25 protein-coding genes are annotated in these 24,432 nt (G+C 39.3%); 24 read left to right on the top strand and 1 reads right to left on the bottom strand.

The window, feature by feature from the left end:
* Position 1 precedes the first annotated feature (1 nt).
* The 15 genes from TZ94_RS03230 (at position 2) to TZ94_RS03160 (ending at position 10,440) form a co-directional block, all read left to right on the top strand.
* Complete coding sequence (locus TZ94_RS03230; RefSeq protein WP_004252374.1) at positions 2-958, top strand: branched-chain amino acid ABC transporter permease; 957 nt, start codon at positions 2-4, stop codon at positions 956-958.
* Positions 958-1,722 carry an ABC transporter ATP-binding protein gene (locus TZ94_RS03225; protein ID WP_045614055.1) on the top strand — a complete coding sequence of 255 codons (765 nt, stop codon included), beginning with the start codon at positions 958-960 and terminating at the stop codon, positions 1,720-1,722. The genes TZ94_RS03230 and TZ94_RS03225 overlap by 1 nt, the downstream gene beginning before the upstream one ends.
* Entirely contained in the window at positions 1,722-2,432 is a 711-nt protein-coding gene (locus tag TZ94_RS03220) for an ABC transporter ATP-binding protein (RefSeq protein ID WP_045614052.1), read from the top strand. The genes TZ94_RS03225 and TZ94_RS03220 overlap by 1 nt, the downstream gene beginning before the upstream one ends.
* A 357-nt stretch (positions 2,433-2,789) precedes the next feature.
* Positions 2,790-3,446 carry a CBS domain-containing protein gene (locus tag TZ94_RS03215; RefSeq protein ID WP_045614050.1) on the top strand — a complete coding sequence of 219 codons (657 nt, stop codon included), beginning with the start codon at positions 2,790-2,792 and terminating at the stop codon, positions 3,444-3,446.
* 128 nt (positions 3,447-3,574) lie between these two features.
* Positions 3,575-3,865 carry a 30S ribosomal protein S6 gene (gene rpsF, locus TZ94_RS03210; RefSeq protein WP_002896497.1) on the top strand — a complete coding sequence of 97 codons (291 nt, stop codon included), beginning with the start codon at positions 3,575-3,577 and terminating at the stop codon, positions 3,863-3,865.
* 11 nt (positions 3,866-3,876) lie between these two features.
* Entirely contained in the window at positions 3,877-4,347 is a 471-nt protein-coding gene (locus tag TZ94_RS03205) for a single-stranded DNA-binding protein (protein WP_045614047.1), read from the top strand.
* A gap of 32 nt (positions 4,348-4,379) precedes the next feature.
* On the top strand, positions 4,380-4,619 hold the full coding sequence (rpsR, locus tag TZ94_RS03200) for a 30S ribosomal protein S18 (RefSeq protein WP_000068664.1): 240 nt from the start codon (positions 4,380-4,382) through the stop codon (positions 4,617-4,619).
* A gap of 170 nt (positions 4,620-4,789) precedes the next feature.
* The gene (locus TZ94_RS03195; RefSeq protein WP_045614044.1) at positions 4,790-5,293 is read left to right on the top strand and encodes a GNAT family N-acetyltransferase; all 504 of its coding nucleotides are present in this window, start codon (positions 4,790-4,792) and stop codon (positions 5,291-5,293) included.
* Between the two features lie 80 nt (positions 5,294-5,373).
* Positions 5,374-6,774, top strand: a complete 1,401-nt coding sequence (locus TZ94_RS03190) for a bifunctional Cof-type HAD-IIB family hydrolase/peptidylprolyl isomerase (protein WP_045614042.1) — start codon at positions 5,374-5,376, stop codon at positions 6,772-6,774.
* Between the two features lies 1 nt (position 6,775).
* Positions 6,776-7,138, top strand: a complete 363-nt coding sequence (locus TZ94_RS03185; protein WP_004252382.1) for a S1 RNA-binding domain-containing protein — start codon at positions 6,776-6,778, stop codon at positions 7,136-7,138.
* A gap of 48 nt (positions 7,139-7,186) precedes the next feature.
* Positions 7,187-7,936 (top strand): tRNA1(Val) (adenine(37)-N6)-methyltransferase, encoded by a 750-nt coding sequence (locus TZ94_RS03180; RefSeq protein ID WP_045614039.1) that lies wholly within the window; start codon positions 7,187-7,189, stop codon positions 7,934-7,936.
* Complete coding sequence (locus TZ94_RS03175) at positions 7,926-8,210, top strand: GIY-YIG nuclease family protein (RefSeq protein WP_045614036.1); 285 nt, start codon at positions 7,926-7,928, stop codon at positions 8,208-8,210. Before TZ94_RS03180 ends, TZ94_RS03175 begins: the two co-directional genes overlap by 11 nt.
* A gap of 84 nt (positions 8,211-8,294) precedes the next feature.
* Entirely contained in the window at positions 8,295-9,230 is a 936-nt protein-coding gene (locus tag TZ94_RS03170; RefSeq protein ID WP_045614030.1) for a manganese-dependent inorganic pyrophosphatase, read from the top strand.
* 63 nt (positions 9,231-9,293) lie between these two features.
* Positions 9,294-9,806, top strand: a complete 513-nt coding sequence (locus tag TZ94_RS03165; RefSeq protein WP_045614027.1) for a YiiX/YebB-like N1pC/P60 family cysteine hydrolase — start codon at positions 9,294-9,296, stop codon at positions 9,804-9,806.
* Positions 9,790-10,440, top strand: coding sequence for a DUF1803 domain-containing protein (locus TZ94_RS03160; protein ID WP_045614025.1), 651 nt, complete (start codon positions 9,790-9,792; stop codon positions 10,438-10,440). Before TZ94_RS03165 ends, TZ94_RS03160 begins: the two co-directional genes overlap by 17 nt.
* Positions 10,441-10,474: 34 nt before the next feature.
* On the opposite strand, the gene TZ94_RS03155 is transcribed toward TZ94_RS03160, so the two are convergent.
* Positions 10,475-11,920: a UDP-N-acetylmuramoyl-L-alanyl-D-glutamate--L-lysine ligase gene (locus TZ94_RS03155; protein ID WP_045614024.1), complete on the bottom strand. Its 1,446-nt coding sequence runs from the start codon at positions 11,918-11,920 to the stop codon at positions 10,475-10,477.
* A 105-nt stretch (positions 11,921-12,025) separates the two neighbouring features.
* On the opposite strand from TZ94_RS03155, the gene TZ94_RS03150 reads away from it, so the two are divergent.
* From TZ94_RS03150 to TZ94_RS03110, 9 genes are all read left to right on the top strand, one after another.
* Positions 12,026-13,648: a putative polysaccharide biosynthesis protein gene (locus tag TZ94_RS03150; protein WP_045614782.1), complete on the top strand. Its 1,623-nt coding sequence runs from the start codon at positions 12,026-12,028 to the stop codon at positions 13,646-13,648.
* 188 nt (positions 13,649-13,836) lie between these two features.
* Entirely contained in the window at positions 13,837-15,795 is a 1,959-nt protein-coding gene (locus TZ94_RS03145) for a peptide ABC transporter substrate-binding protein (RefSeq protein ID WP_045614022.1), read from the top strand.
* Between the two features lie 142 nt (positions 15,796-15,937).
* Entirely contained in the window at positions 15,938-17,032 is a 1,095-nt protein-coding gene (locus tag TZ94_RS03140; protein WP_045614020.1) for a cystathionine gamma-synthase, read from the top strand.
* A gap of 4 nt (positions 17,033-17,036) precedes the next feature.
* Complete coding sequence (locus tag TZ94_RS03135; protein WP_045614019.1) at positions 17,037-18,203, top strand: MalY/PatB family protein; 1,167 nt, start codon at positions 17,037-17,039, stop codon at positions 18,201-18,203.
* Between the two features lie 92 nt (positions 18,204-18,295).
* Positions 18,296-21,394 carry a DEAD/DEAH box helicase gene (locus tag TZ94_RS03130; protein ID WP_045614017.1) on the top strand — a complete coding sequence of 1,033 codons (3,099 nt, stop codon included), beginning with the start codon at positions 18,296-18,298 and terminating at the stop codon, positions 21,392-21,394.
* A gap of 46 nt (positions 21,395-21,440) precedes the next feature.
* Positions 21,441-22,034: a hypothetical protein gene (locus TZ94_RS03125; protein WP_045614015.1), complete on the top strand. Its 594-nt coding sequence runs from the start codon at positions 21,441-21,443 to the stop codon at positions 22,032-22,034.
* 11 nt (positions 22,035-22,045) lie between these two features.
* Complete coding sequence (gene murC / locus TZ94_RS03120) at positions 22,046-23,380, top strand: UDP-N-acetylmuramate--L-alanine ligase (RefSeq protein WP_045614013.1); 1,335 nt, start codon at positions 22,046-22,048, stop codon at positions 23,378-23,380.
* Between the two features lie 113 nt (positions 23,381-23,493).
* Positions 23,494-23,904 (top strand): GNAT family N-acetyltransferase, encoded by a 411-nt coding sequence (locus tag TZ94_RS03115; protein WP_241767276.1) that lies wholly within the window; start codon positions 23,494-23,496, stop codon positions 23,902-23,904.
* Positions 23,901-24,395 (top strand): GNAT family N-acetyltransferase, encoded by a 495-nt coding sequence (locus tag TZ94_RS03110; RefSeq protein WP_045614009.1) that lies wholly within the window; start codon positions 23,901-23,903, stop codon positions 24,393-24,395. Before TZ94_RS03115 ends, TZ94_RS03110 begins: the two co-directional genes overlap by 4 nt.
* The last annotated feature ends 37 nt before the right edge of the window (positions 24,396-24,432 follow it).

Below are 24,432 nucleotides of genomic sequence, written 5' to 3'. Positions count from 1 at the left end.
AATGAAAGAAAATTTAAAAGTCAATATTCTCTGGTTGCTCCTTTTGTTGCTTGGATATGGTGTGATTAGCTTATTAGTTTCGTTTGGTATTTTAAACCTTTTCCATATTCAGATTCTAGAACAAATCGGTATCAATATTATTCTTGCAGTAGGACTTAACCTTATCGTTGGTTTCTCTGGTCAATTTTCTCTTGGACATGCTGGGTTCATGGCTATCGGTGCCTATGCAGCAGCCATTATTGGTTCTAAATCTCCAACTTACGGTGCCTTTTTTGGAGCTATGTTGCTCGGTGCTATCATTGCTGGTTTGGTTGCCTTGGTCGTTGGAATTCCTACCCTTCGTTTGAAGGGGGACTACCTTGCAGTTGCGACACTTGGGGTTGCTGAAATTATCCGTATCCTAATCGTCAATGGTGGTGATTTAACAAACGGAGCTGCTGGTATCCTTGGTATTCCAAACTTTACTAATTGGCAAATGGTATACATTTTTGCCGTGATTACGACAATTGCAACGCTGAATTTCCTTCGTAGTCCAATCGGTCGTTTAACCTTGTCTGTCCGTGAAGATGAAATTGCAGCTGAATCCGTTGGGGTCAATACAACAAAAATCAAAATTATCGCATTTGTCTTTGGAGCTATGACTGCAAGTATTGCAGGTTCCCTTCAAGCAGGTTTTATCGGTTCTGTTGTGCCTAAGGATTATAGCTTTATCAACTCTATCAACGTTTTAATTATCGTTGTATTTGGTGGCTTGGGATCGATTACAGGGGCAATTGTTGCTGCGATTGTTCTTGGTATTTTGAATATGTTCCTTCAAGATGTGGCTAGCGTTCGTATGATTATCTATGCTTTAGCCTTGGTACTTGTTATGATTTTCAGACCAGGTGGTCTCCTTGGAACATGGGAATTGAGCCTATCACGTCTCTTTAAAAAAGGTAAGAAGGAGGGACAAAACTAATGGCATTACTTGAAGTAAAAAACTTAACCAAACATTTTGGTGGTCTGACAGCCGTTGGGGACGTCACTCTTGAATTGAACGAAGGTGAACTTGTTGGCTTAATTGGGCCAAATGGAGCTGGGAAAACAACTCTCTTCAACTTGTTGACAGGCGTTTATGAACCAAGCGAAGGGACAGTAACCTTGGATGGTCACTTGTTAAATGGCAAGCAACCCTATAAAATCGCATCTCTTGGTTTAGGGCGTACCTTCCAAAATATTCGTCTTTTTAAAGACCTAACAGTTTTGGACAATGTTCTCATCGCATTTAGCAATCATCATAAACAACATGTATTTGCTAGTTTCTTGCGCTTACCAGCATTTTATAAGAATGAAAAAGAATTAAAAGCTAAAGCCTTAGAATTACTAAAAATCTTTGATTTAGATGGTGATGCTGAAACCTTAGCTAAAAACTTAGCCTATGGCCAACAACGTCGTTTGGAAATTGTTCGTGCCCTTGCTACAGAACCTAAAATCCTCTTCTTGGATGAGCCTGCAGCAGGTATGAACCCACAAGAAACTGCAGAATTGACAGAGTTGATTCGTCGCATCAAGGATGAATTCAAGATCACCATCATGCTGATTGAACATGATATGAACTTGGTCATGGAAGTCACTGAACGTATCTATGTTCTCGAGTACGGTCGTTTGATTGCTCATGGGACACCAGATGAAATCAAGAACAATAAACGTGTTATCGAAGCTTATCTTGGAGGTGAAGCCTAATGTCTATGTTAAAAGTTGAAAACCTCTCAGTACACTACGGTATGATTCAAGCTGTACGTGATGTGAGCTTTGAAGTCAATGAAGGGGAAGTTGTATCCCTTATCGGTGCTAACGGTGCTGGTAAAACGACCATTCTTCGTACCCTATCAGGTCTTGTTCGTCCAAGTTCTGGTCGAATTGAATTTTTGGGGCAAGAAATCCAAAAGATGCCTGCACAAAAGATTGTGGCATCAGGACTTTCTCAAGTACCAGAAGGACGTCATGTCTTTTCTGGTTTGACAGTTTTGGAAAACTTGGAGATGGGAGCCTTTCTTAAGAAAAATCGTGAAGAGAATCAAGCAAATTTGAAGAAAGTCTTCTCTCGTTTCCCTCGTTTAGAAGAACGTAAAAATCAAGATGCGGCTACTCTATCTGGTGGTGAACAGCAGATGCTTGCCATGGGACGTGCACTCATGTCAACGCCTAAACTTCTTTTATTAGATGAACCATCAATGGGACTTGCTCCAATTTTTATCCAAGAAATTTTTGATATCATCCAAGATATTCAAAAACAAGGAACAACCGTTCTCTTAATTGAGCAAAATGCCAATAAAGCACTTGCCATCGCTGACCGAGGATATGTACTTGAAACAGGAAAGATTGTCCTATCAGGAACAGGAAAAGAACTCGCAGCATCAGATGAAGTCAGAAAAGCATATCTAGGTGGCTAAAACAATCCAGTGGATTGTTTTAGTCGGCAGATAAAGATTGCGCAAGCAAACCACATTAGTCCGGGGGACCTTTTTAGTCGGTGGATAGAGATTGCTTGGCAATCATCAAATCCAGTGGATTGTTTTAGTCGGCAGGTAAAGCTTGCACAAGCAAACCACATTAGTCCGGGGGATCTTTTAGTCAGCGGATAGAGATTGTGACGCAATCATTATGAGTAAATGATTAAGGGCTCTCTTGTAGAGCTCTTTTTCGTGTAGTGGTTCAAAGTTTTCTGAATCTTGAAAAAGAGATGAAAGCGTTTGATAGCTTTCCGTAAAAAGTGTATAATAAAACTATAAACATAAAGGAGATTTCCTATGGCAGTAAAAGATTTTATGACTCGTAAGGTCGTATATATTAGCCCAGATACGACTGTAGCACATGCAGCAGACTTGATGCGCGAACAAGGTTTGCATCGTCTTCCTGTTATTGAGAATGATAGATTAGTTGGTCTAGTAACAGAAGGAACTATTGCTGAAGCTAGTCCATCAAAAGCAACTAGTCTTTCAATCTTTGAGATGAACTACTTGCTAAACAAGACAAAGGTAAAAGATGTCATGATTCGTGATGTTGTTACTGTTTCAGGATATGCTAGTTTGGAAGATGCAACCTATCTCATGTTGAAAAATAAGATTGGTATCTTACCAGTTGTTGATAATGGTCAATTGTATGGCGTTATAACAGATCGAGATGTATTCGGAGCCTTTCTTGAAATTGCTGGTTATGGTGAAGAGGGAATCCGTGTTCGTTTTATCACAGAAAATGAAGTTGGGGTACTCGGTAAGATTGTTTCTTTAATCGTTGAGGAAAATCTTAATATTTCTCATACTGTTAATATTCCACGTAAAGATGGTAAGATTGTTATCGAAGTCCAAATTGAGGGAAGCATTGACCTTTCTTCATTAAAAAAGAAATTTGAGGATGAAAATATTCTCGTAGATGAAATTACCCAGACTTCTGCAAAGAAACTCTAAAAAGTAAACAATTATTGTTTTATACTTGCGAAAAAAATTTTTTTCTAGTATAATAGTTTATTGTGAGCAAACCTCACTTACCCCATGCAAAGACTTGGGGTCATTAGACCAAAAGGAGGAACATATCAATGGCTAAATACGAAATTCTTTATATCATTCGTCCAAACATTGAAGAAGAAGCGAAAAACGCTTTGGTAGCACGTTTTGACTCTATCTTGACTGACAACGGTGCAACTGTTGTTGAATCAAAAGATTGGGAAAAACGTCGTCTTGCATACGAAATCCAAGATTTCCGTGAAGGACTTTACCACATCGTTAACGTTGAAGCAAACGATGACGCAGCTCTTAAAGAGTTTGACCGTTTGTCAAAAATCAACGCTGACATTCTTCGTCACATGATCGTCAAGCTTGACGCGTAAGAAGGTAGATTATGATTAACAATGTTGTACTTGTAGGGCGTATGGTACGTGACGCTGAGTTGCGTTATACCCCATCAAATGTAGCAGTAGCTACTTTTACTCTTGCAGTAAACCGTACATTCAAGAGTCAAAATGGTGAACGTGAGGCTGATTTTATCAATGTCGTAATGTGGCGCCAACAGGCTGAAAACCTTGCTAACTGGGCTAAAAAAGGCTCACTTATTGGGGTTACAGGCCGTATCCAGACTCGTAGTTACGATAACCAGCAAGGACAACGTGTCTACGTGACTGAAGTCGTAGCTGAAAATTTCCAAATGTTGGAAAGCCGTAGCGTGCGTGAAGGTCAAACTGGTGGAGGTCATTCTGCACCAAGTTCAAGTTATTCAGCACCTACACAATCAGTACCTGACTTTTCACGAGATGAAAATCCATTTGGAAAAACCAATCCTTTGGATATTTCAGACGATGATTTACCATTCTAATGGACAATTAAAACTATAAAGGAGAGAAAAACATGGCTCAACAACGTCGTGGCGGATTCAAACGCCGTAAAAAAGTTGATTACATCGCAGCAAACAAAATTGAATATGTTGATTACAAAGATACTGAGCTTCTTAGCCGTTTCGTTTCAGAACGTGGGAAAATCCTTCCTCGTCGTGTAACAGGAACTTCAGCTAAAAACCAACGTAAAGTAACAACAGCTATCAAACGCGCTCGCGTAATGGCTTTGATGCCTTTCGTAAACGAAGATTAAAGAAAAGACCCGGGTGGGTCTTTTTTTCAGGTCCGGGGGACCTCTTTTTCACGAGCTTGAAAACAAGAGAGCGAGTAAGACCCTTACGGGTCTTTTTTTACGAGATAGTTTTTTTCTGACCTTAGCGTGCTATAATGGTAATAGAAAGAGTAAAGGTTGGTAAGTCAAAGATGAATTGTACGATTAGAAATATGATTAAGTCTGACATTGAATCCTTATCTCATGGATTTATGAATCAAGGTTGGCCTGGTAGAGAGGAAATTTTGGCTAGATATTTTCTGGAACAGGAAAGTGGGGAGAGAGAAGTCTTAGTTGCAGAGATTGATGGTGCTGTAGCGGGCTACGTTACCATTTTACCCTCTGCTAAACATGGTCCTTTTGTAGAAGTCTATCCAGAATTATCAGATTTTAATGTGTTTGAGCCTTTTCGAAATCAAGGGATTGGGAATCAACTGCTAGAAGAAGCAGAAAAACGAGTAAAACTCGTATCGGATAAGGTGACGCTTGGTGTTGGGCTCCACTCAGGTTATGGACCTGCTCAGAGATTGTACATCAAACGAGGTTATATTCCAGATGGGGCAGGTGTCTGGTATCGAAATCAACCCTTGGAAATGAATGCAACTAGCCAAAATAATGATGATTTGGTTTTGTATCTAGTAAAGGAATTCGGATAAGAGAAAAGGACTTTATTGGGGATGTGGGATTTGCCTACTTTATGGTATAATGGAAAGAGTGAATTGAAGGAGGTATTATAATGGATGCCAAGTTAAGATACAAGGCTAAGAAGATTAAGATTATCTTTTTTGATATAGATGATACTTTACGAAATTCAAAGACAGGTTTTGTTCCAAGTAATATTCCAAGGGTTTTTAAACAATTACGTGAAAAAGGAATCTTGACAGGAATTGCGACTGGTAGAGGCATTTTCGGTGTGGTACCAGAGATTAAAGCCCTCAATCCTGATTTCTTTGTAACCTTGAATGGTGCCTATATTGAGGATAAAAAGGGCAATGTCATTTATAGTAACAAAATTGCTAAGGATAAGGTAGAAGAGTATATTGCTTGGACCAAGGAAGTTGAGATTGATTACGGTTTGGTGGGAAGTCATGCTGCTAAACTATCAAGGCGAACAGAGATGATTAGCCAGGCAATTGACCCGATTTATCCTAATTTAGAGGTGGACCGTGATTTTTATCAAAATGAAGATATTTATCAGATGTGGACCTTTGAGGAGCAGGGAGATGACTTGACTTTGCCTGACAGTTTAGCATCGACTTTGCGTATGGTACGCTGGCATGAACATTCATCAGATGTTGTGCCGATTTCCGGTTCAAAGGCAGCTGGGGTTGCAAAAGTTGTGGACCAATTAGGTTTAAAACCTGAAAACGTTATGGTTTTTGGGGACGGTCTTAACGATTTAGAACTCTTTGATTATGCAGGCATTAGTGTTGCTATGGGAATTTCTCATGATAAAATCAAAGAAAAAGCAGATTATATTACAAAAACATTAGAAGAAGATGGCATCTTTGATGCCTTAGAAGGATTTGGTATGGTAGAAAAAGAATTGCATTTCCCACAAGTAGACATTGAAACAGTAGAAGGTCCTATCGCGACCATTAAGACCAATCACGGAGACTTGCGTATTAAGCTCTTCCCTGAACATGCTCCTAAAACAGTAGCCAACTTTATTGCTCTGTCAAAAGATGGATACTATGACGGTGTGATTTTCCACCGTATTATTAAAGATTTTATGATTCAAGGTGGAGATCCAACTGGTACTGGTATGGGTGGTGAGTCAATCTATGGAGAATCTTTTGAGGATGAGTTTTCAGAAGAACTTTACAATGTCCGTGGAGCCCTTTCTATGGCTAATGCTGGGCCAAATACAAATGGTAGCCAGTTCTTTATCGTGCAGAATCAACACTTGCCATATTCTAAGAAAGAAATTGCTCGTGGTGGTTGGCCAGAACCAATTGCGGAAATTTATGCTGAACAAGGTGGAACTCCTCACCTAGACCGTCGTCACACTGTATTCGGTCAACTTGCGGATGAAGCTTCTTATGAAGTTCTTGATGCAATTGCAGGTGTCGAAACAGGTGCAATGGACAAGCCAGTTGAAGACGTAGTCATTGAAACTATTGAAATTGAGGACTAAAATGAAAATCGGTGATAAGCTAAATGGCCGTATTACTGGGATTCAGCCCTATGGAGCTTTTGTTGAGTTAGAAACAGGAGTGACTGGACTGATCCATATTTCAGAGATTCGGACAGGATTTATCGAAAATATTTACGAGGTTTTAAAGATCGGTGATGAAGTCCAGGTGCAGGTGGTAGATTTTGATGAATATACAGGGAAGGCTAGCCTTTCCATTCGTACCTTGGAAGAAGAAAAACATCAACTTCCTAGACGGAGACGGTTTTCGAATGATCGCATCAAACATGGATTCGCGCCACTTGGCCGCATGATGCCTGTTTGGACTCGAGAAGCCTTGGAGCATTTAAAGAAAAACAGTAATTGATATCCCTCAAAACATTGTGATGTTATTATATTTTGTTATAATAGAAGTATGGACGAAGAACAATTATTAAAATCAGGAGAGCGCATTAATCAACTCTTCTCTACAGATATCAAGATTATTCAAAATAGAGAGGTTTTCAGCTATTCGGTGGATAGTGTACTTTTGTCACGCTTTCCTCGTTTTCCTAAAAATGGGTTAATTGTGGATTTTTGTGCGGGCAATGGAGCTGTTGGACTTTTTGCCAGTAGTCGTACCAAAGCTAAAATTCTATCTGTAGAAATTCAGGAACGTCTCGCTGATATGGCTGAACGGTCAGTGCGTTTAAACGGCTTGGAAGAGCAGATGCAGGTTATTTGTGATGATTTGAAGAACATGACTAGCTACATTCAGGGGAGCAAGGTTGATTTGATTTTATGTAATCCGCCTTATTTTAAGGTAGATCCAAATTCTAATCTAAATGAAAGCGAGCATTACCTTTTAGCTCGGCATGAAATTACGACCAATCTTAAGGAAATCTGTCGTAGTGCTCAGAGTATTCTCAAATCAAATGGGCGTTTGGCTATGGTTCATCGTCCTGATCGATTGTTAGATATTTTAGACACGCTTCAACAACACAATTTGGCTCCAAAGCGTCTGCAATTTGTCTACCCTAAACGGGAGAAGGAAGCTAATATGCTTTTGATTGAGGCTATCAAAGATGGTTCCACTAGTGGTTTTAAGGTTTTACCACCGCTCATCGTTCATAATGATGATGGCTCCTATACACCAGAAATTCAAGAGATTTATTATGGATTATAAGGCTTATATGTATGTGGTTGAGTGTCGTGATGGTTCTTACTATACAGGCTATACAACAGATGTGAAGAAACGAGTTGCTGTCCACAATAGTGGCAAAGGAGCCAAATATACACGAGCTCGATTACCGGTAAAACTCATCTATGCTCAAGGTTTCGATAGTAAAGAAGAAGCCATGTCTGCTGAAGCTCTTTTCAAGAGCAAGACACGTATGCAAAAAGAAAATTATTTCAAAGAGAATCATAATAGGAATTTAGTCGATTCTTTTGACTTGTAATGAGGAGTCCTTTGACTCCTCTTACTTTTGTCAAAAATTAAAAAAAATGCTACAATAAGGAGAATAAAGAAACGAGGTATTATCATGTCTAAGATTCTAGTATTTGGTCACCAAAATCCGGACTCAGATGCTATCGGTTCATCTGTAGCCTTTGCTTATCTTGCAAAAGAAGCGTATGGTTTGGATACAGAAGCAGTAGCTCTTGGAACTCCAAATGAAGAAACTGCTTTCGTATTGGACTATTTTGGTGTGGAAGCACCACGCGTGATCACATCAGCTAAAGCAGAAGGTGCAGAGCAAGTCATCTTAACAGACCACAATGAATTCCAACAATCTGTTTCAGATATCGCTGAAGTAGAAGTTTACGGTGTAGTGGACCACCACCGTGTGGCTAACTTTGAAACTGCTAGCCCACTTTACATGCGTTTGGAGCCAGTTGGATCAGCATCTTCTATCGTTTACCGCATGTTCAAAGAACACGGTGTAGCTGTTCCAAAAGAAATTGCAGGTTTGATGCTTTCAGGTTTGATTTCAGATACCCTTCTTTTGAAATCTCCAACGACTCACCCATCTGATAAGGTGATTGCGCCTGAATTGGCAGAATTGGCTGGTGTGAACTTGGAAGAATACGGTCTTTCAATGCTTAAGGCTGGTACGAACTTGGCAAGCAAATCAGCAGAAGAATTGATTGACATCGATGCTAAGACCTTTGAACTCAATGGAAACAATGTCCGTGTGGCTCAAGTCAATACAGTTGATATTGCGGAAGTTTTGGAACGCCAAGCTGAAATCGAAGCAGCTATCCAAGTAGCAAATGTCGCTAACGGATACTCTGACTTTGTTTTGATGATTACAGACATCGTCAACTCAAACTCAGAAATTTTGGCTCTTGGTGCCAACATGGACAAAGTTGAAGCAGCTTTCAACTTCAAACTTGAAAACAACCACGCTTTCCTTCCAGGTGCCGTTTCACGTAAGAAACAAGTGGTTCCTCAATTGACTGAAAGCTTTAATGCATAATGATAGGTGGGGAAACCCATCGTTAAAAAGGAGTTTCGGCTCCTTTTTTGCTAGGAGGAGACCATGTTAGAATCTGGCGATTTGATTTTTGTGAGAGAAAATACGGAAATGGGCCAGGCCATCCAGGCTTCGACAGGTAACTACAGTCACGTGGCTATCTTTTTAGACGGACAGATCTATCATGCTACGGTGGAAGGTGGTGTTCTTTCCCAGTCATCCGAAGATTTCTTTGAAGCTGAGAAGGTCTATGACCTTTATCGCTATGCGGAGATTGATTGTACAGAGGTTAAAAAGCGGGCTAAGTGCCACTTAGGTGCACCCTATAATGCTTCCTTTTATCCAGATGGAGATGGTTTCTATTGTTCTCAGTTCATCGCTGAACTACTACCTATTTTTGAGACCATTCCTATGAAATTTGGTAATGATGACTGGGAAATCAGTGATTTCTGGAGTGAATATTATAGAGAACTAGGATTTCCTGTACCTTTGAATCAGCCTGGCACTAACCCGAGTCAATTAGCAGCATCACCACTTTTAGTATGTAAAGAAAGGAATCTTCATGATTCAGATTTTTAATCCATCACGATTGACACGGCAGCCATTCTTTAGGGACTTGGTAGACTATCTTGATCAGCATGACGATGTTATCCTCCGTGAAATCAAGGCTCAGTTTCCAGAGATACCAGTTGATAAGTTTTTGGAGGAATACATTAAAGCGGGTTTGATTTTGAGAGAAAACAAACGCTATTATCTCAATCTTCTCTTTCTAGAATCTACAGAATCTCTTGTACTAGACCAGGAAGTCTTTGTGAGAGATAATAGTCCTGTTTATCAAGAAATCCTGGAGAAAGATTTTCAGACAGAATTGCGCAATCAAACCAATGCAGCAATCCTAGAAGAGTATACGGATTTTTCTAGGGAAAAGATGACTTTGTCTAATTACTTTTATAAGGTTAAGCACCAGTATCCACTGACGGAAGAACAGCAGAGACTGTATGAAATTTTAGGGGATGTCAATCCTGAGTATGCCCTCAAGTATATGACAACATTTTTACTCAAGTTCCTCAAAAAAGACCAGCTTATGCAGAAACGACCTGATATCTTTGTGGACAGTTTAGTTTTATTGGGCTACATCATTCAAAATGAAGATGGGAAATATGAGTTGGCTGTAGAATTTGATAAAGAACACTTCATCTTTATAAAAAAATAAAGGCTAGGAATTTTCCTAGCCTTCTTTAAATATACTATAGATAACGTTCTGCAACAGCAGCATCTCCAGGATAGTCTTCTTTCTTACCTTGGATGATTTGGTAGCAGTCAGCTCCTTTACCAGCGATAATCACAGCGTCCAGTTCTTGACTTGTAACAGACATAGCTGCCTTGATGGCTTGCTCACGGTCAGAAATCTTTTCAACAGGACGATGGATGTAGCTACTAATTTCATCAGCAATGGCCATTGGATCTTCATAGTTTGGATCGTCAGCTGTTAGAAAGACTTGAATTTCAGGATGTTGATTGAGGAGAAGTCCAAAGTCCTTACGACGGCTTTCTCCCTTGTTTCCAGTTGAACCAAGTACTAAAGCAATCTTTCCAGTCTGATGTGTTTCAACGACTGAGATCAATTTCTTCAAGCTATCACCATTATGGGCGTAGTCTATGAAAACTTTTGCGCCATTTTTTTGAGTGAGAACTTCCATACGGCCAGGGACGCGAGTAGTCGCAATCCCTTTTTTGATGTCATCCAGACTAGCACCTAAACGAAGGCAAGCAAGTCCGGCAGCGACAGCGTTTTCTTGGTTGAAGTGCCCAATCAACTGAATATCATAGTTTCCAGCTAATTTACCAGTAGCTGAGAAGCTAAAGGCTTTGGAGTTTTCGATCTGGTTATTTGACTGACTACCGTAGAAATCATGTTCTTGATTTTCAACTTGTTCTTTTAGAACAGAGAAGTGGTCCATATCACTATTAATGACAACTGCGCGACTATTTTTCATCAAGAGACGTTTGTGATAGAAGTAGTCTTCAAAGGTCGGATGCTCAATAGGACCAATATGGTCAGGACTAATGTTGAGGAAAACTCCTACATCGAAAGTTAGGCCGTAGACTCGTTTCACCAAGTAGGCTTGACTGGAAACTTCCATAATAAGGTGGGTTCTTCCGTTATCAACTGCTTGGGCCATCATATCAAAGAGGTCGATGCTTTCAGGTGTTGTCAGAGCAGATTTAAAGAAAGTCTTACCGTCCAAAGTAGTGTTCATGGTTGACAACATAGCTGGACGATGTTTTTGATTTAAGATATTGTAGGCAAAGTAAGCCGCAGTTGTTTTTCCTTTAGTACCAGTGAAAGCAAGGAGTTTTAGTTTTTCCTGAGGGTTGCCATAAAACTCCATGGCAATCAAACTCATGGCTTTCTTAATATCGCTAACGACAATAACAGGGATACCTACTTCATAGTCTTGTTCTGCTACATACCAACCGAGCCCTTGTTCAATTGCCGAAAGGAGAAATTCTTTTTTGAAAGTAGCTCCTTTAACAAAAAAGAGGCTCTTTTCTTTTGCTTTTCGGCTATCATAGCAGATGCTATCAAAAATGACATTACTAAAATAATAGTGGTAATGTTCTTGGTCGATAATCTCGCGGAAGAGACTATCTTTCTTCAAAATATCTAATACGGTTTCAATCTTTATCATACTTTCTATTGTAAACTGAAAGTCTGAATTTTACAAGTAACAAGGAAAAGTTTATAATGGAAGATAAGGAACATTTCCTAGTTATTAAAAATGAATGAGGAAGTTATGTCAAACGAAAATAATCATCAGCAGGCCCAGATGTTACGAGGGACTGCCTGGCTAACAGCAAGTAACTTTATCAGTCGCCTGCTCGGAGCTATTTACATTATTCCCTGGTATATCTGGATGGGTACTTATGCTGCAACGGCTAACGGCCTCTTTACCATGGGTTATAATATTTACGCCTGGTTCTTGTTGATTTCGACAGCAGGTATCCCGGTGGCTGTAGCTAAGCAGGTTGCTAAATACAATACCATGCAAGAAGAAGAGCATAGTTTTGCCCTGATTCGAAGTTTCTTGGGCTTTATGACTGTGCTAGGACTTGCCTTTGCCTTGATCTTATACCTCTTTGCACCTTGGTTGGCGGACCTTTCCGGAGTCGGTAAGGACTTAATTCCAATTATGCAAAGTTTAGCGTGGGCGGTCTTGATTTTCCCATCTATGAGTGTTATCCGTGGATTTTTCCAAGGGATGAATAATCTCAAGCCTTATGCTATGAGCCAAATCGCTGAGCAGGTTATCCGTGTTATTTGGATGCTCTTAGCGACCTTTATCATCATGAAGCTAGGTTCAAAAGATTATCTATCAGCAGTTACCCAATCTACCTTTGCAGCCTTTGTGGGAATGGTAGCTAGCTTCGCTGTCTTACTTTATTTCCTTTACAAGGAAGGTTTGCTTCAAAAAGTATTTGAAACTCGAGATAAGATTGATAGTAAGAGTCTGCTGGTTGATACGATTAAGGAAGCTATTCCTTTTATCATAACAGGTTCAGCTATTCAACTTTTCCAAATCTTGGACCAAATGACCTTTATTAATAGCATGAAGTGGTTTACCAACTATAGTAATGAAGATTTGGTTGTCATGTTTTCTTATTTCTCTGCCAATCCTAATAAAATCACCATGATTTTGATTTCCGTAGGAGTATCAATCGGTAGCGTTGGTTTGCCCCTCTTGACCGAGAACTATGTCAAGGGTGATTTACCAGCAGCTTCTCGGTTGGTGCAAGATAGTATTACCATGCTCTTCTTATTCCTACTACCTGCAACGGTTGGAGTAGTCATGGTAGGGGAACCCCTCTATACAGTCTTTTACGGTAAACCTGATAGTTTGGCTTTGGGCTTGTTTGTCTTTGCAGTCTTGCAGTCAACAATCCTAGGTTTGTATATGGTCTTGTCTCCAATGCTTCAGGCTATGTTTCGTAACCGTAAGGCAGTTCTATATTTTGTCTATGGTTCGCTTGCTAAGATCGTTTTACAACTACCATCAATAGCGATTTTCCACAGTTATGGACCATTAATTTCAACGACTATCGGTCTCATCATCCCAATTGTTTTAATGTACCGTGAAATCTGTCAGATTACAGGTGCTCGCCGAAAGATTATCTTGAAGAGAACAATCTTGATCACTATTTTGACTTTAGTCATGTTTATTCTGGTTGGATTCTTGCAATGGATTTTTGGACTTGTCTTCCATCCAACTGGACGTTTCTGGAGCTTCATCTATGTCGCCTTAATTGGTACAATCGGTGGTGGGCTCTACGGAATCATGAGTCTCTATACTCGACTCTTGGATAAGGTTATTGGAAAGGCAAAAGCTGACCAGTTACGAACACGATTAAAATTATCATAATGCTTTATAAATAAAATGAACAGTTTGAACTTTTAAAGAAAAAAAGTTTAGATTGTTCTTTTTTTCTTTAAAAAATATAAAAAAATATAAAAAATGTAGAAAAATGTAAATTTTTAACACATAAATCCTTGACTAAAAAAACTTTAACTGTATAATGATACAAATATTTAAATTTGGAGGTTCTGGAGATGAAAAAGTCTAAGGCAAAATATCTGACGCTGGCAGGCGTCGTCTTAAGTGCTGGTTTACTATTAACTGCTTGTGGTAGTTCAGCTAGTTCTACAAAGACTTACAATTATGTATACAGTAACGATCCTTCCAGTCTTAACTATCTAGTAGAAAATCGTGCAACAACAGGTGATGTTGTTACAAACTTGGTAGATGGCTTGATGGAAAATGACCAATATGGGAACTACATTCCTTCATTGGCAGAAGATTGGTCTGTTTCCCAAGATGGTTTGACTTATACATACAAACTTCGTAAGGACGCCAAATGGTACACAGCAGATGGTGATGAGTATGCGCCTGTAACAGCACAAGATTTTGTGACAGGTTTGAAATATGCTGCAGATAAAAATTCAGAAGCCTTGTATTTAGTGCAAGATTCTGTTGCTGGTCTGGCTGACTACGTTAGTGGGAAAACAACAGACTTTTCAACAGTTGGAGTTAAGGCTATTGATGACCAAACTGTTCAATATACTTTGACTCAACCAGAACCTTATTGGAATTCAAAAACAACTGCAACTATTCTATTTCCAGTAAATGCTGACTTCTTGAACTCAAAAGGGGATGATTTTGGTAAAGTGGATCCAGCAAATATCTTGTATAATGGTCCATTCATCCTCAAATCATTCACATCTAAATCTGTACTTGAATACAAGAAAAATCCAAACTATTGGGATGCAAAAAATGTATTCGTAGATGATGTCAAGTTGACTTACTATGATGGAAGTGATCAAGATGCGCTCGTTCGTAACTTTAGCGAAGGTGTCTATAGTTTTGCACGTCTCTATCCAAATAGTTCAAGTTTCGCAGGTGTGCAAGAGAAATACAAGGATAATATTATCTACAGCATGCAGAGTGCAACATCCTACTATTATAACTTTAACCTAGATCGAAAATCTTATAACCACACATCAAAAACGACAGATGCTGAAAAGACAGCCCAACAAGAAGCCGTCTTGAACAAATCATTCCGTCAAGCCATTAACTTTGCCTATGACCGTAAAGCTTATGGGGCTCAGTCACAAGGGGAAGAGGGAGCAACTAAGATTATCAGAAACTTGCTTGTTCCACCTTCATTTGTAACACTTGATGGAAAAGATTTTGGGGATGTCGTAGCTTCTAAGATGGTTAACTACGGCCAAGTATGGCAAAATGTGAACTTTGCGGATGCACAAGATGCCTACTATAATGGTGATAAGGCTAAAGAAACTTTTGCACAAGCCAAGAAAGAATTGGAAGCTAAGGGCGTTCAATTCCCTATTCACCTTGACTTGCCAGTAGACCAATCATATAAGAAGGGTGTCCAAGAGGCAAGTTCCTTCAAACAATCTATCGAGTCTGTTTTGGGTGCAGATAATGTCGTTATCGATATTCAAATGCTGACTACAGAAGAAATGGATAGCATCGGTTACCTTGCCAATACAGCGGCTCAAAAAGACTATGACCTCTACAATGGTGGTTGGAGCCCTGACTACCAGGATCCATCAACTTATCTTGATACACTTAACCTTACAAATGGTGGTTCATTGCAAAACCTTGGCTTAGAACCTGGTGAAAGTAATGCTAAAGCAACTGCGGTTGGCTTGGATACCTACACTAAGATGCTAGAAGAAGCCAATGCTGAACAAGATTTGACCAAACGTTATGACAAATACGCTGAAGCACAAGCTTGGTTGGTGGATAGCTCTCTCACACTTCCAAACGTATCTCTTGGTGGAACACCAGGAATCAGAAAAACAGTTCCATTCTCTGCTGCCTTCTCTCAAGCGGGTAACAAGGGTGTTGAGTCCTACAAATATGTTAAGTTGCAAGATAAGATTGTCACAACAGCTGAGTATGAAGAAGCTAGACAAAAATGGTTGAAAGAAAAAGAAGAATCTAACAAAAAAGCCCAAGAAGATCTTGCCAAACACGTTAAATAATGAGTTTTAACAGAAAAACGATAACTTTAGAAAAGGTTATCGTTTTTTATATAGTTTGAAACTATAACTAGCTCTTGAAAACAAGAAAATGAGTAGATGGAAATAAGTGGTACAATAGTTAGTATAGATTTGGAGGTATTGTATGAGTAAATCATTTCACATCAACACAATTTTAGCACAAGCAGGGATCAAGTCTGATGAAGCAACAGGTGCTTTGGTTACACCTATTCACTTTTCAACGACTTATCAGCACCCAGAATTTGGTCAATCAACGGGATTTGACTATACCCGCACCAAAAACCCAACTCGTAGCAAGGCAGAGGAAGTCTTGGCAGCTATTGAATCAGCCAAATATGCTTTAGCGACTAGTTCAGGTATGTCTGCGATTGTGTTGGCCTTTAGTGTCTTTCCAGTAGGAAGTAAGGTTTTGGCTGTTCGTGACCTTTACGGTGGTTCTTTCCGTTGGTTCAATCAAGTGGAACAGGAAGGACGTTTCCACTTTACTTATGCCAACACAGAAGAAGAGTTGATTGCTGAGCTAGAAAAGGATGTGGATGTACTTTATATCGAAACACCAACCAACCCTTTGATGTTGGAATTTGATATTGAAAAATTATCAACATTAGCTCATGCTAAAGGTGCTAAAGTTGTCGTTGATAATACCTTCTACAGTCCAATCTATCAACGTCCAATTGAAGACGGAGCAGATATCGTCCTTCATTCAGCAACAAAATATCTTGCAGGTCATAATGATGTTCTAGCTGGTGTGGTTGTGACAGATAGTGCGGATTTATACGAAAAACTCTTTTACAATCTCAACACAACAGGGGCTGTTTTGTCACCATTTGATAGTTATCAATTGATTCGTGGGCTTAAAACTTTGTCACTCCGTATGGAGCGCTCAACAGCTAATGCTCAAGAAATCGTAGCCTTTCTAGAACAATCGCCTGCTGTCAAAGAAGTCTTGTATACAGGACGTGGGGGGATGATTTCCTTTAAAGTAGCTGATGAGAAGCGTATTCCTCATATCTTAAATACCTTGAAAGTGTTCTCTTTTGCTGAAAGTTTGGGTGGGGTTGAAAGTCTGATTACCTACCCAACTACTCAAACCCATGCAGACATTCCTGCAGAGGTTCGTCATTCTTATGGATTGACAGATGACCTCTTGCGCTTGTCTATTGGTATTGAGGATGCGAGAGATTTGATTGAAGACTTGCGTCAAGCCTTGGAAGGATAAGACTATGGGAAAATATGATTTTACGACCTTGCCCAATCGTTTTGGACATCATACCTACAAATGGAAAGAAGCTGAGACTGACCGTCAAGTATTGCCAGCCTGGATTGCTGATATGGACTTTGAGGTGTTACCTGAGATTCGTCAGACAGTCCATGACTATGCAGAGCAATTAGTCTATGGCTATACCTATGCTAGTGATGGATTGATTGAAGCCGTTCAAAACTGGGAGGAAAAACACCATGGTTATCGCTTTGATAAGGATGCCCTAGTCTTTATCGAAGGGGTAGTACCAGCTATTTCAACAGCCATTCAAGCCTTTACCAAGGAAGGCCAAGCAGTGCTCATTAACACACCAGTATATCCTCCTTTTGCTCGCAGTATTAAGCTCAATAATCGTAGACTAATCACCAACTCTCTAGTAGAAAAAGACGGACTTTTTGAGATTGATTTTGATCAATTAGAGAAAGACTTTGTTGAAGAGGATGTGAAACTTTACGTTCTCTGCAACCCTCATAATCCTGGTGGACGTGTTTGGGAGAAGGAAGTCTTAGAGAAGATTGGACAACTTTGTCAAAAACATGGCGTTTTGCTAGTATCTGATGAGATCCACCAAGACTTGGCCTTGTTTGGAAACAAGCATCAGTCATTCAATACGGTAAATGAAGCCTTCAAAGAATTTTCACTCATTTTAAGTAGTGCCACCAAAACTTTCAACATTGCAGGAACCAAGAATTCTTACGCTATCATCGAGAATCCAAAGTTAAGAGTTGCTTTCCAAAAACGCCAGCTTGCTAATAATCAACATGAAATCTCAGGTTTGGGATATTTGGCAACAGAAGCAGCCTATCGCTATGGGGAAGATTGGTTAGCAGAACTTAAAGAACTGATCGAGAAGCATATCAATGATGTAGTGGATGTATTTGGTAAAGAAACTAAAATCAATGTCATGAAACCTCAAGGGACCTATCTCATTTGGCTTGATTTTTCAGCCTATGATATTAGCGATGAAGAACTAAGAAAACTCTTGAGAGACGAAGCCAAGGTTATCCTGAACAGAGGCCTGGACTTTGGTGAAGAAGGAGCTCTCCATGCTCGCTTAAATGTAGCCATGCCTACATCTGTCTTGGAAGAAGTTTGTCAACGAATCATTACCACTTTTTCAAATCATTAAAAAACTAGCCTTTTAGGAGAAAAGTACTCCTAGAAGGCTATTTTCATAGGCAGAAATGTGGTATAATTAAGAGATAAAGTAAAGGGGAAACTATGGCTAAATTGATTCCAGGAAAGCTTCGAATGGAGGGAGTAGAACTCTACGAAACTGGTCAGATTGAAATCATCAAAGAACAAGACCATCGCATCTATGCGCGTGTAGCAGATGAAGAAATTCGCTATAGTTTGGATGATGATTTGATTTTTTGTACCTGTGCTTTTTTCAAAAAAAGAGGTTACTGTGTTCATTTGGCGGCATTGGAATATTACCTAAAAAATGACCAACTAGGGCAAGAAATCTTACTCAATCTAGAGGCTAATCAGGAAGAAAAAGAAACTGTTGAGACACAAGTGACTTTCGGAGGAAAATTCTTGGAGTCTATCCAAGCACCTAGTCAGTCTGACCTCTATCAGCTTTCTGCACAGGGTCAGGTAGAAGCAGGAACTAATCGTATTATCTGGACCTTAAGAATTGGTCTTTCTAAGCAAGAAAAGTTTTATGTGATTAGGGATATCCCTCTTTTCTTAAAAGTCATAGAAGTTACCAAACCCTACATGATTGGAAAACATTACGAGTCATCATTAAAACTTGAGCAATTTGATAGAGCCGGTCAAGATGTTTTGAATTTCTTGCTAGGCTTGGTTGAGGAGAAAACAGACAATCCTACTTTTTTCCAAAATCAAGGGCGACACCTCTATTTCCCTAAGACCTTTTTTGAGCAGGGTGCTAGCCTACTGATGGGATTAGATGCCTTTCAGTTTGACCACCAACTTTCGACATATCATCATCTTCTTTTCCGAGACTTTGATGGCCAAGCAGGTTTATTTTCATTTAGAATTGAAGAAAAATCCAACTATTTTGAAATGGAAATTTTCGAACAGGCAGGACTTAATTTCTTTTACAGAGGACAAGTGTTATTCTCCAAGGGGAATTTTTTCCTGATGATGAAAAAACAGGCTAGTTTGTTAGATGCGCTTAGAAAAGTTCCTTTAGATCATAGTGGTAGAAAGATTTTACAGTTTGATTGTAGTGATCGAGATCTCTTAGCTTCGACTCTGTTCCAGTTTAAAGAACTCGGAAAAGTAGAGGCACCTGACTCGCTTCACATCCAATCTTTTCGTCCCTCTTTCTACATGGAACGAGAAGAGGACGGATCTATTCGTTTAGATATGCAGTTCCAATATGAAACTTGCTTAGTAACTACTCGAAATGAACTAGAGAACCTCCCTTTTGCGAGTGATATTCAACTAGAAAAACAGATTTTTCAGTTGGCTTTATCTGCTGGATTTGAAGCAGATTTCCGTTCATGGCGTCAGAGTTTGAAAGCCGAATCAGTCCATACGTTCTTTCAGGAAGTATTACCAGCCTTTGAAGCACTAGGAGAATTACAGATTTCTGAGAGTTTGCAAAATCTTTATCAGGTTCAGAAACCTCAAATTCATATCTCATCCAAGGGGAGTCTTTTAGAAATTCAATTTGATTTTCAAGATATAGATCAAGAAGAAATCAATCGAGCAATGAAAGCTCTTGTTGCCAAGCAGGACTATTATATTAGCTCATCTAATCAGGTCTATTATTTTGATGAAGAGACCAAACGTATTCGTCAGGATTTAGATGATTTGGGAATTGGAGAGATAGAGAGTGATTCTTTCCATGCACGCAAATCTTTGGCTTATACCCTTTCTCATCTTTTTAAGGATCAAGACCAAGTAACATTTACCGAAGAATTTAGGCATTTGGCGCACGATTTGACGCATCCAGAGGATTTTCCGATGACAGCTCTGAATATCAAAGCTGATCTCAGAGATTATCAGAAAAAGGGGATTCAATGGCTTCAAATGCTTCACCATTATGGTTTTGGTGGGATTTTAGCGGATGATATGGGACTTGGCAAGACCTTACAAGCTATTGCCTTTCTGAGTAGCCAGCTTCAAGAAAACAGTCAAGTCTTGATTCTTGCTCCATCGGGTCTCATCTATAATTGGGCCGATGAGTTTCAAAAATTTGCACCGAATTTGGATGTGGTTGTTGTGCATGGATTGAAGCCTTATCGCGAGACTATTTTAGCAGAAAAACATCAGATTTATGTGACCAGTTATGCTACTTTCAGGCAAGATAGCGAGATTTATCAGGATTTATCTTTTGACTTTCTATTTCTAGATGAAGCTCAGGTGATGAAAAATGCCCAGACTAAAATTGCGAAAACGTTGAGAAAGTTTGTGGTACCATCAGTTTTTGCTCTATCTGGAACACTGATTGAAAATAACCTTGGCGAATTGTGGTCTATTTTTCAAATAGTCTTACCTGGACTTTTGCCAGCAAAAAAAGACTTTATGAAATTACCAGCTGAGAGAGTGGCTCAGTTTATAAAACCATTTGTCATGCGTCGTAAAAAAGAAGAAGTCTTAACTGAATTGCCTGACCTGATAGAAGTCGTTTATAAAAATGAACTGGAAGATCAGCAAAAGGCGATCTATCTAGCTCAACTACAACAGATGCAAGAACGTATAGAGCATGTGACAGCTGCAGAATTTCAACGAAATCGAGTTGAAATTCTAACAGGACTCATGCGTCTTCGCCAGATTTGTGATACTCCAGCCCTATTTATGGAGGATTATAAGGGAGATAGCGGGAAACTTGATAGTTTACGAGATCTACTAAGTCAAATTGCTGAGGGAAATCATCGTGTACTCATCTTCTCCCAATTTAGGGGGATGCTTGACCACATCGAAGAGGAACTGCCTAAACTTGGTTTAACATTCTTTAAGATTACTGGCTCTACACCATCACAGGAGCGTCAAGAAATGACCAAGGCCTTTAACCAAGGTGAGCGCGATGTATTTTTGATTTCTCTAAAAGCTGGTGGTGTTGGTCTCAATCTTACTGGTGCTGACACAGTTATTCTGGTCGACTTATGGTGGAATCCAGCAGTTGAATCACAGGCTATTGGAAGAGCTCATCGTATGGGACAAGAACAAGCTGTTGAAGTTTATCGACTAGTAACTCGTGGAACAATCGAAGAGAAAATTCAAGAGTTACAGGAAGAGAAAAAAAATCTGGTCTCAGAAGTCTTGGACGGAACAGAGTCTCGTGGAAGTCTGACACTTTCTGAAATTCAAGAAATATTAGGAATTTCTGAAGCCAAGACTTGAAAAATCAAGACTTTACGCTATAATGGAGTATTGAAAGGAAATAAAAATGAAGCTAGAACGATTTCCAATAGTGTCAGATGATGAAATTATGCTGACAGAGATGCCGTTTATGAATTTATATGATGAGTCGGATCTCATTAGTAACATTAAGGGAGACTACCAAGATAAAAACTACTTGGAATGGTCACCAATTACTACTGAAAAAGAGTCACCGACTAAGGCACCAGAGAAATTGACTGAAAAAAAGGAAAAAACCTACGCTGAACTTGCTCGTGAAGAAGCCAGAGCTGATTTGAAACGAAAACGTTCAGCAAAGTATTTGACCCAAGATGTTAGTTTTACAAAACGCTATAAATCTTCAAATAATGTAGTAAGGCAAGCAAGTCAGCCAACAGCTCCTTTCCAAAAGGAAAATCCAGGTGAGCTTACCAAATATAGTGACAAACTAAAACAAAGCCATTATATTTTGGCTGAAATAGCTCCACAGATGCAACAAACAAGTAAAGAAGAGCATCTGGGACCAAAGAAAAATAATTATGATTTTCTAAAGAAAAGCCAGATTTATAACAAAAAAGTAAATCAAACAGAAAAAGAACGTAAAATTGCTCAAGAGTTGAACTTGACAAATATGACAGAGTAAAGGGGAAAAAGATGGCAAAAACCTATCATTTTATCGGAATTAAAGGATCAGGAATGAGTGCCTTGGCTTTGATGTTGCACCAAATGGGGCACAAGGTCCAAGGATCTGATGTTGAAAAATATTACTTTACCCAACGTGGACTAGAGCAAGCAGGGATTAAAATTTTACCTTTCGATGAGAAAAATCTTCAGGGTGATTTAGAAATTATCGCTGGGAATGCCTTTCGTCCAGATAACAACGTTGAAATCGCCTATGCAGACAAGAATGGTCTAAGTTATAAACGTTATCATGAGTTTCTTGGTAGTTTTATGCGTGACTTTATCAGCATGGGAGTTGCTGGTGCACACGGTAAGACTTCAACAACCGGGATGCTTTCTCACGTCTTGTCACACATTACTGATACTAGCTATCTAATTGGAGATGGTACAGGTCGTGGCTCTGAAAATGCCAAGTATTTTGTCTTTGAGTCAGACGAGTACGAGCGCCATTTCATGCCATATCACCCAGAATACTCTATCATTACCAACATCGACTTTGACCACCCTGACTACTTCACAAGCTTAGAAGATGTTTTCAACGCCTTCAATGATTATGCAAAACAAATCAGCAAAGGTTTGTTTGTCTATGGTGAAGATGCTGAGTTGCGTAAGATTACATCTGATGCTCCAATTTACTATTATGGTTTTGAAGCAGAAAACAATGACTTTGTAGCCAGTGACTTGCTTCGTTCTACTACAGGTTCAACCTTCACCGTTCACTTCCGTGGTCAAGAGTTAGGTCAATTCCACATTCCAACTTTCGGACGCCACAATATCATGAATGCTACTGCAGTGATTGGTTTGCTTTATACTGCTGGTTTTGACTTGAATCTAGTGCGTGAACACTTGAAGACTTTTGGTGGGGTGAAACGTCGCTTTACAGAAAAAATTGTCAATGATACTGTTATCATCGATGATTTTGCGCATCACCCAACTGAAATTATCGCAACTCTAGATGCTGCACGTCAAAAATACCCAAGCAAGGAAATCGTTGCTATTTTCCAACCGCATACCTTTACTCGTACAATTGCTTTGTTGGATGATTTTGCACAAGCTTTGAACCAGGCTGACGCAGTTTACCTAGCACAAATCTATGGATCTGCTCGTGAAGTTGACCATGGTGATGTTAAGGTTGAGGATTTAGCAGCCAAGATTGATAAAAAACATCAAGTTATCACTGTTGAAAATGTGTCTCCGCTCTTAGACCATGACAATGCTGTATACGTCTTTATGGGAGCAGGTGACATTCAATCATATGAATACTCATTCGAACGTCTCTTGTCAAATTTGACAAATAATGTTCAGTAAGGAACAAGATGGAATTTCCAATTAAAATTCGAGAAGCCACGCATTCAGATATGGAACAAATTTGCTTGATTTCTAATTGCACAGCAGGTTCTCGAGAAATAACAAATAGAAAAATGATAGAAGAACGTATCCGCAGTCATGCGGATACGTTTCTCTTAGCTAGTCTTGATGATGTGGTAATTGCTTATATCCTAGGAACAGATCTTGCTAATTCCTCACTAATCAGATGGATAGAAGAGTTGGCAAATGTAGAACTTATCAGTGATAGAAATTATGTGATTGCTGATTTATCTGTTCATCCGGATTATCAGAGGCAAGGATTTGGAACCTTATTGCTAGCAGCCTTCAAACAAGTTGTTCTTCAACAAAATAGTCCCGGTATTTATCTTCTTTGTGAGGATGAATTGCTAGCCTACTTTGAAATGAATGGATTTGTGGAACAAGGGATTATAGAAGGAGAAAGGAGCAGTGAGTTTGCCTTTCTCATGCATTGGCAAAATCCCTATTATCAGGAGGAAATATGATTATTCGACAAGCTAGATTTAGCGATTTAGACCGTATTTTAGAGATTGAATTAGAGAATTTTTCAATTGAGGAAGCCATACCTCGATCTGTTTTTGAAGCTCATCTAAAAGAGATTAAGACTAGTTTTTTAGTGGCCGAAAAAGATGGAGAGATACTCGGTTATATTGAAGGGCCAGTGGTTCCTCATCGCTATTTACAAGATCAGTCCTTCACAGAGGACATACAAGATCACAGTCATAGAGCAGGTGGTTATATATCTGTTACATGTTTGTCTGTTGCAAAGAAGGCTCAATCCTTAGGGCTGGGAAGAAAACTACTGGCAGCCTTGAAAGAGGTAGCTCTTAAGCATGAGCGAGAGGGAATTAATTTGACCTGCCATGACTACCTTATTGATTACTATGAGAAGCATGGTTTTGTCAATGAAGGTAAGTCTAAGTCCCAATTTGCGGGAGAAGAATGGTATGATATGGTCTGGGAAAATAAGAATTAATAGTAGAAAAGCTTATAAGGTTGCTTTTCTCTAGTTT

The organism is Streptococcus infantis, assembly GCF_000960085.1.
Lineage (GTDB): Bacteria > Bacillota > Bacilli > Lactobacillales > Streptococcaceae > Streptococcus > Streptococcus infantis_C.
Note: the sequence above shows the minus strand (reverse complement) of the source record. Positions and strands in the feature narration are given on the sequence as shown.

Excerpts from the sequence above, each read along its gene's own strand:
- TZ94_RS03155 (WP_045614024.1), bottom strand. The coding sequence starts at position 11,920 with ATGATAAAGATTGAAACCGTATTAGATATTTTGAAGAAAGATAGTCTC.
- TZ94_RS03205 (WP_045614047.1), top strand. The coding sequence starts at position 3,877 with ATGATTAACAATGTTGTACTTGTAGGGCGTATGGTACGTGACGCTGAG.
- TZ94_RS03125 (WP_045614015.1), top strand. The coding sequence starts at position 21,441 with ATGAAGCTAGAACGATTTCCAATAGTGTCAGATGATGAAATTATGCTG.
- TZ94_RS03180 (WP_045614039.1), top strand. The coding sequence starts at position 7,187 with ATGGACGAAGAACAATTATTAAAATCAGGAGAGCGCATTAATCAACTC.
- TZ94_RS03130 (WP_045614017.1), top strand. The coding sequence starts at position 18,296 with ATGGCTAAATTGATTCCAGGAAAGCTTCGAATGGAGGGAGTAGAACTC.
- TZ94_RS03140 (WP_045614020.1), top strand. The coding sequence starts at position 15,938 with ATGAGTAAATCATTTCACATCAACACAATTTTAGCACAAGCAGGGATC.
- TZ94_RS03195 (WP_045614044.1), top strand. The coding sequence starts at position 4,790 with ATGAATTGTACGATTAGAAATATGATTAAGTCTGACATTGAATCCTTA.
- TZ94_RS03190 (WP_045614042.1), top strand. The coding sequence starts at position 5,374 with ATGGATGCCAAGTTAAGATACAAGGCTAAGAAGATTAAGATTATCTTT.
- TZ94_RS03230 (WP_004252374.1), top strand. The coding sequence starts at position 2 with ATGAAAGAAAATTTAAAAGTCAATATTCTCTGGTTGCTCCTTTTGTTG.
- TZ94_RS03135 (WP_045614019.1), top strand. The coding sequence starts at position 17,037 with ATGGGAAAATATGATTTTACGACCTTGCCCAATCGTTTTGGACATCAT.
- TZ94_RS03160 (WP_045614025.1), top strand. The coding sequence starts at position 9,790 with ATGATTCAGATTTTTAATCCATCACGATTGACACGGCAGCCATTCTTT.
- rpsF (WP_002896497.1), top strand. The coding sequence starts at position 3,575 with ATGGCTAAATACGAAATTCTTTATATCATTCGTCCAAACATTGAAGAA.
- TZ94_RS03185 (WP_004252382.1), top strand. The coding sequence starts at position 6,776 with ATGAAAATCGGTGATAAGCTAAATGGCCGTATTACTGGGATTCAGCCC.
- TZ94_RS03215 (WP_045614050.1), top strand. The coding sequence starts at position 2,790 with ATGGCAGTAAAAGATTTTATGACTCGTAAGGTCGTATATATTAGCCCA.
- TZ94_RS03170 (WP_045614030.1), top strand. The coding sequence starts at position 8,295 with ATGTCTAAGATTCTAGTATTTGGTCACCAAAATCCGGACTCAGATGCT.
- rpsR (WP_000068664.1), top strand. The coding sequence starts at position 4,380 with ATGGCTCAACAACGTCGTGGCGGATTCAAACGCCGTAAAAAAGTTGAT.
- TZ94_RS03175 (WP_045614036.1), top strand. The coding sequence starts at position 7,926 with ATGGATTATAAGGCTTATATGTATGTGGTTGAGTGTCGTGATGGTTCT.
- TZ94_RS03145 (WP_045614022.1), top strand. The coding sequence starts at position 13,837 with ATGAAAAAGTCTAAGGCAAAATATCTGACGCTGGCAGGCGTCGTCTTA.
- murC (WP_045614013.1), top strand. The coding sequence starts at position 22,046 with ATGGCAAAAACCTATCATTTTATCGGAATTAAAGGATCAGGAATGAGT.
- TZ94_RS03150 (WP_045614782.1), top strand. The coding sequence starts at position 12,026 with ATGTCAAACGAAAATAATCATCAGCAGGCCCAGATGTTACGAGGGACT.
- TZ94_RS03110 (WP_045614009.1), top strand. The coding sequence starts at position 23,901 with ATGATTATTCGACAAGCTAGATTTAGCGATTTAGACCGTATTTTAGAG.
- TZ94_RS03115 (WP_241767276.1), top strand. The coding sequence starts at position 23,494 with ATGATAGAAGAACGTATCCGCAGTCATGCGGATACGTTTCTCTTAGCT.
- TZ94_RS03225 (WP_045614055.1), top strand. The coding sequence starts at position 958 with ATGGCATTACTTGAAGTAAAAAACTTAACCAAACATTTTGGTGGTCTG.
- TZ94_RS03165 (WP_045614027.1), top strand. The coding sequence starts at position 9,294 with ATGTTAGAATCTGGCGATTTGATTTTTGTGAGAGAAAATACGGAAATG.
- TZ94_RS03220 (WP_045614052.1), top strand. The coding sequence starts at position 1,722 with ATGTCTATGTTAAAAGTTGAAAACCTCTCAGTACACTACGGTATGATT.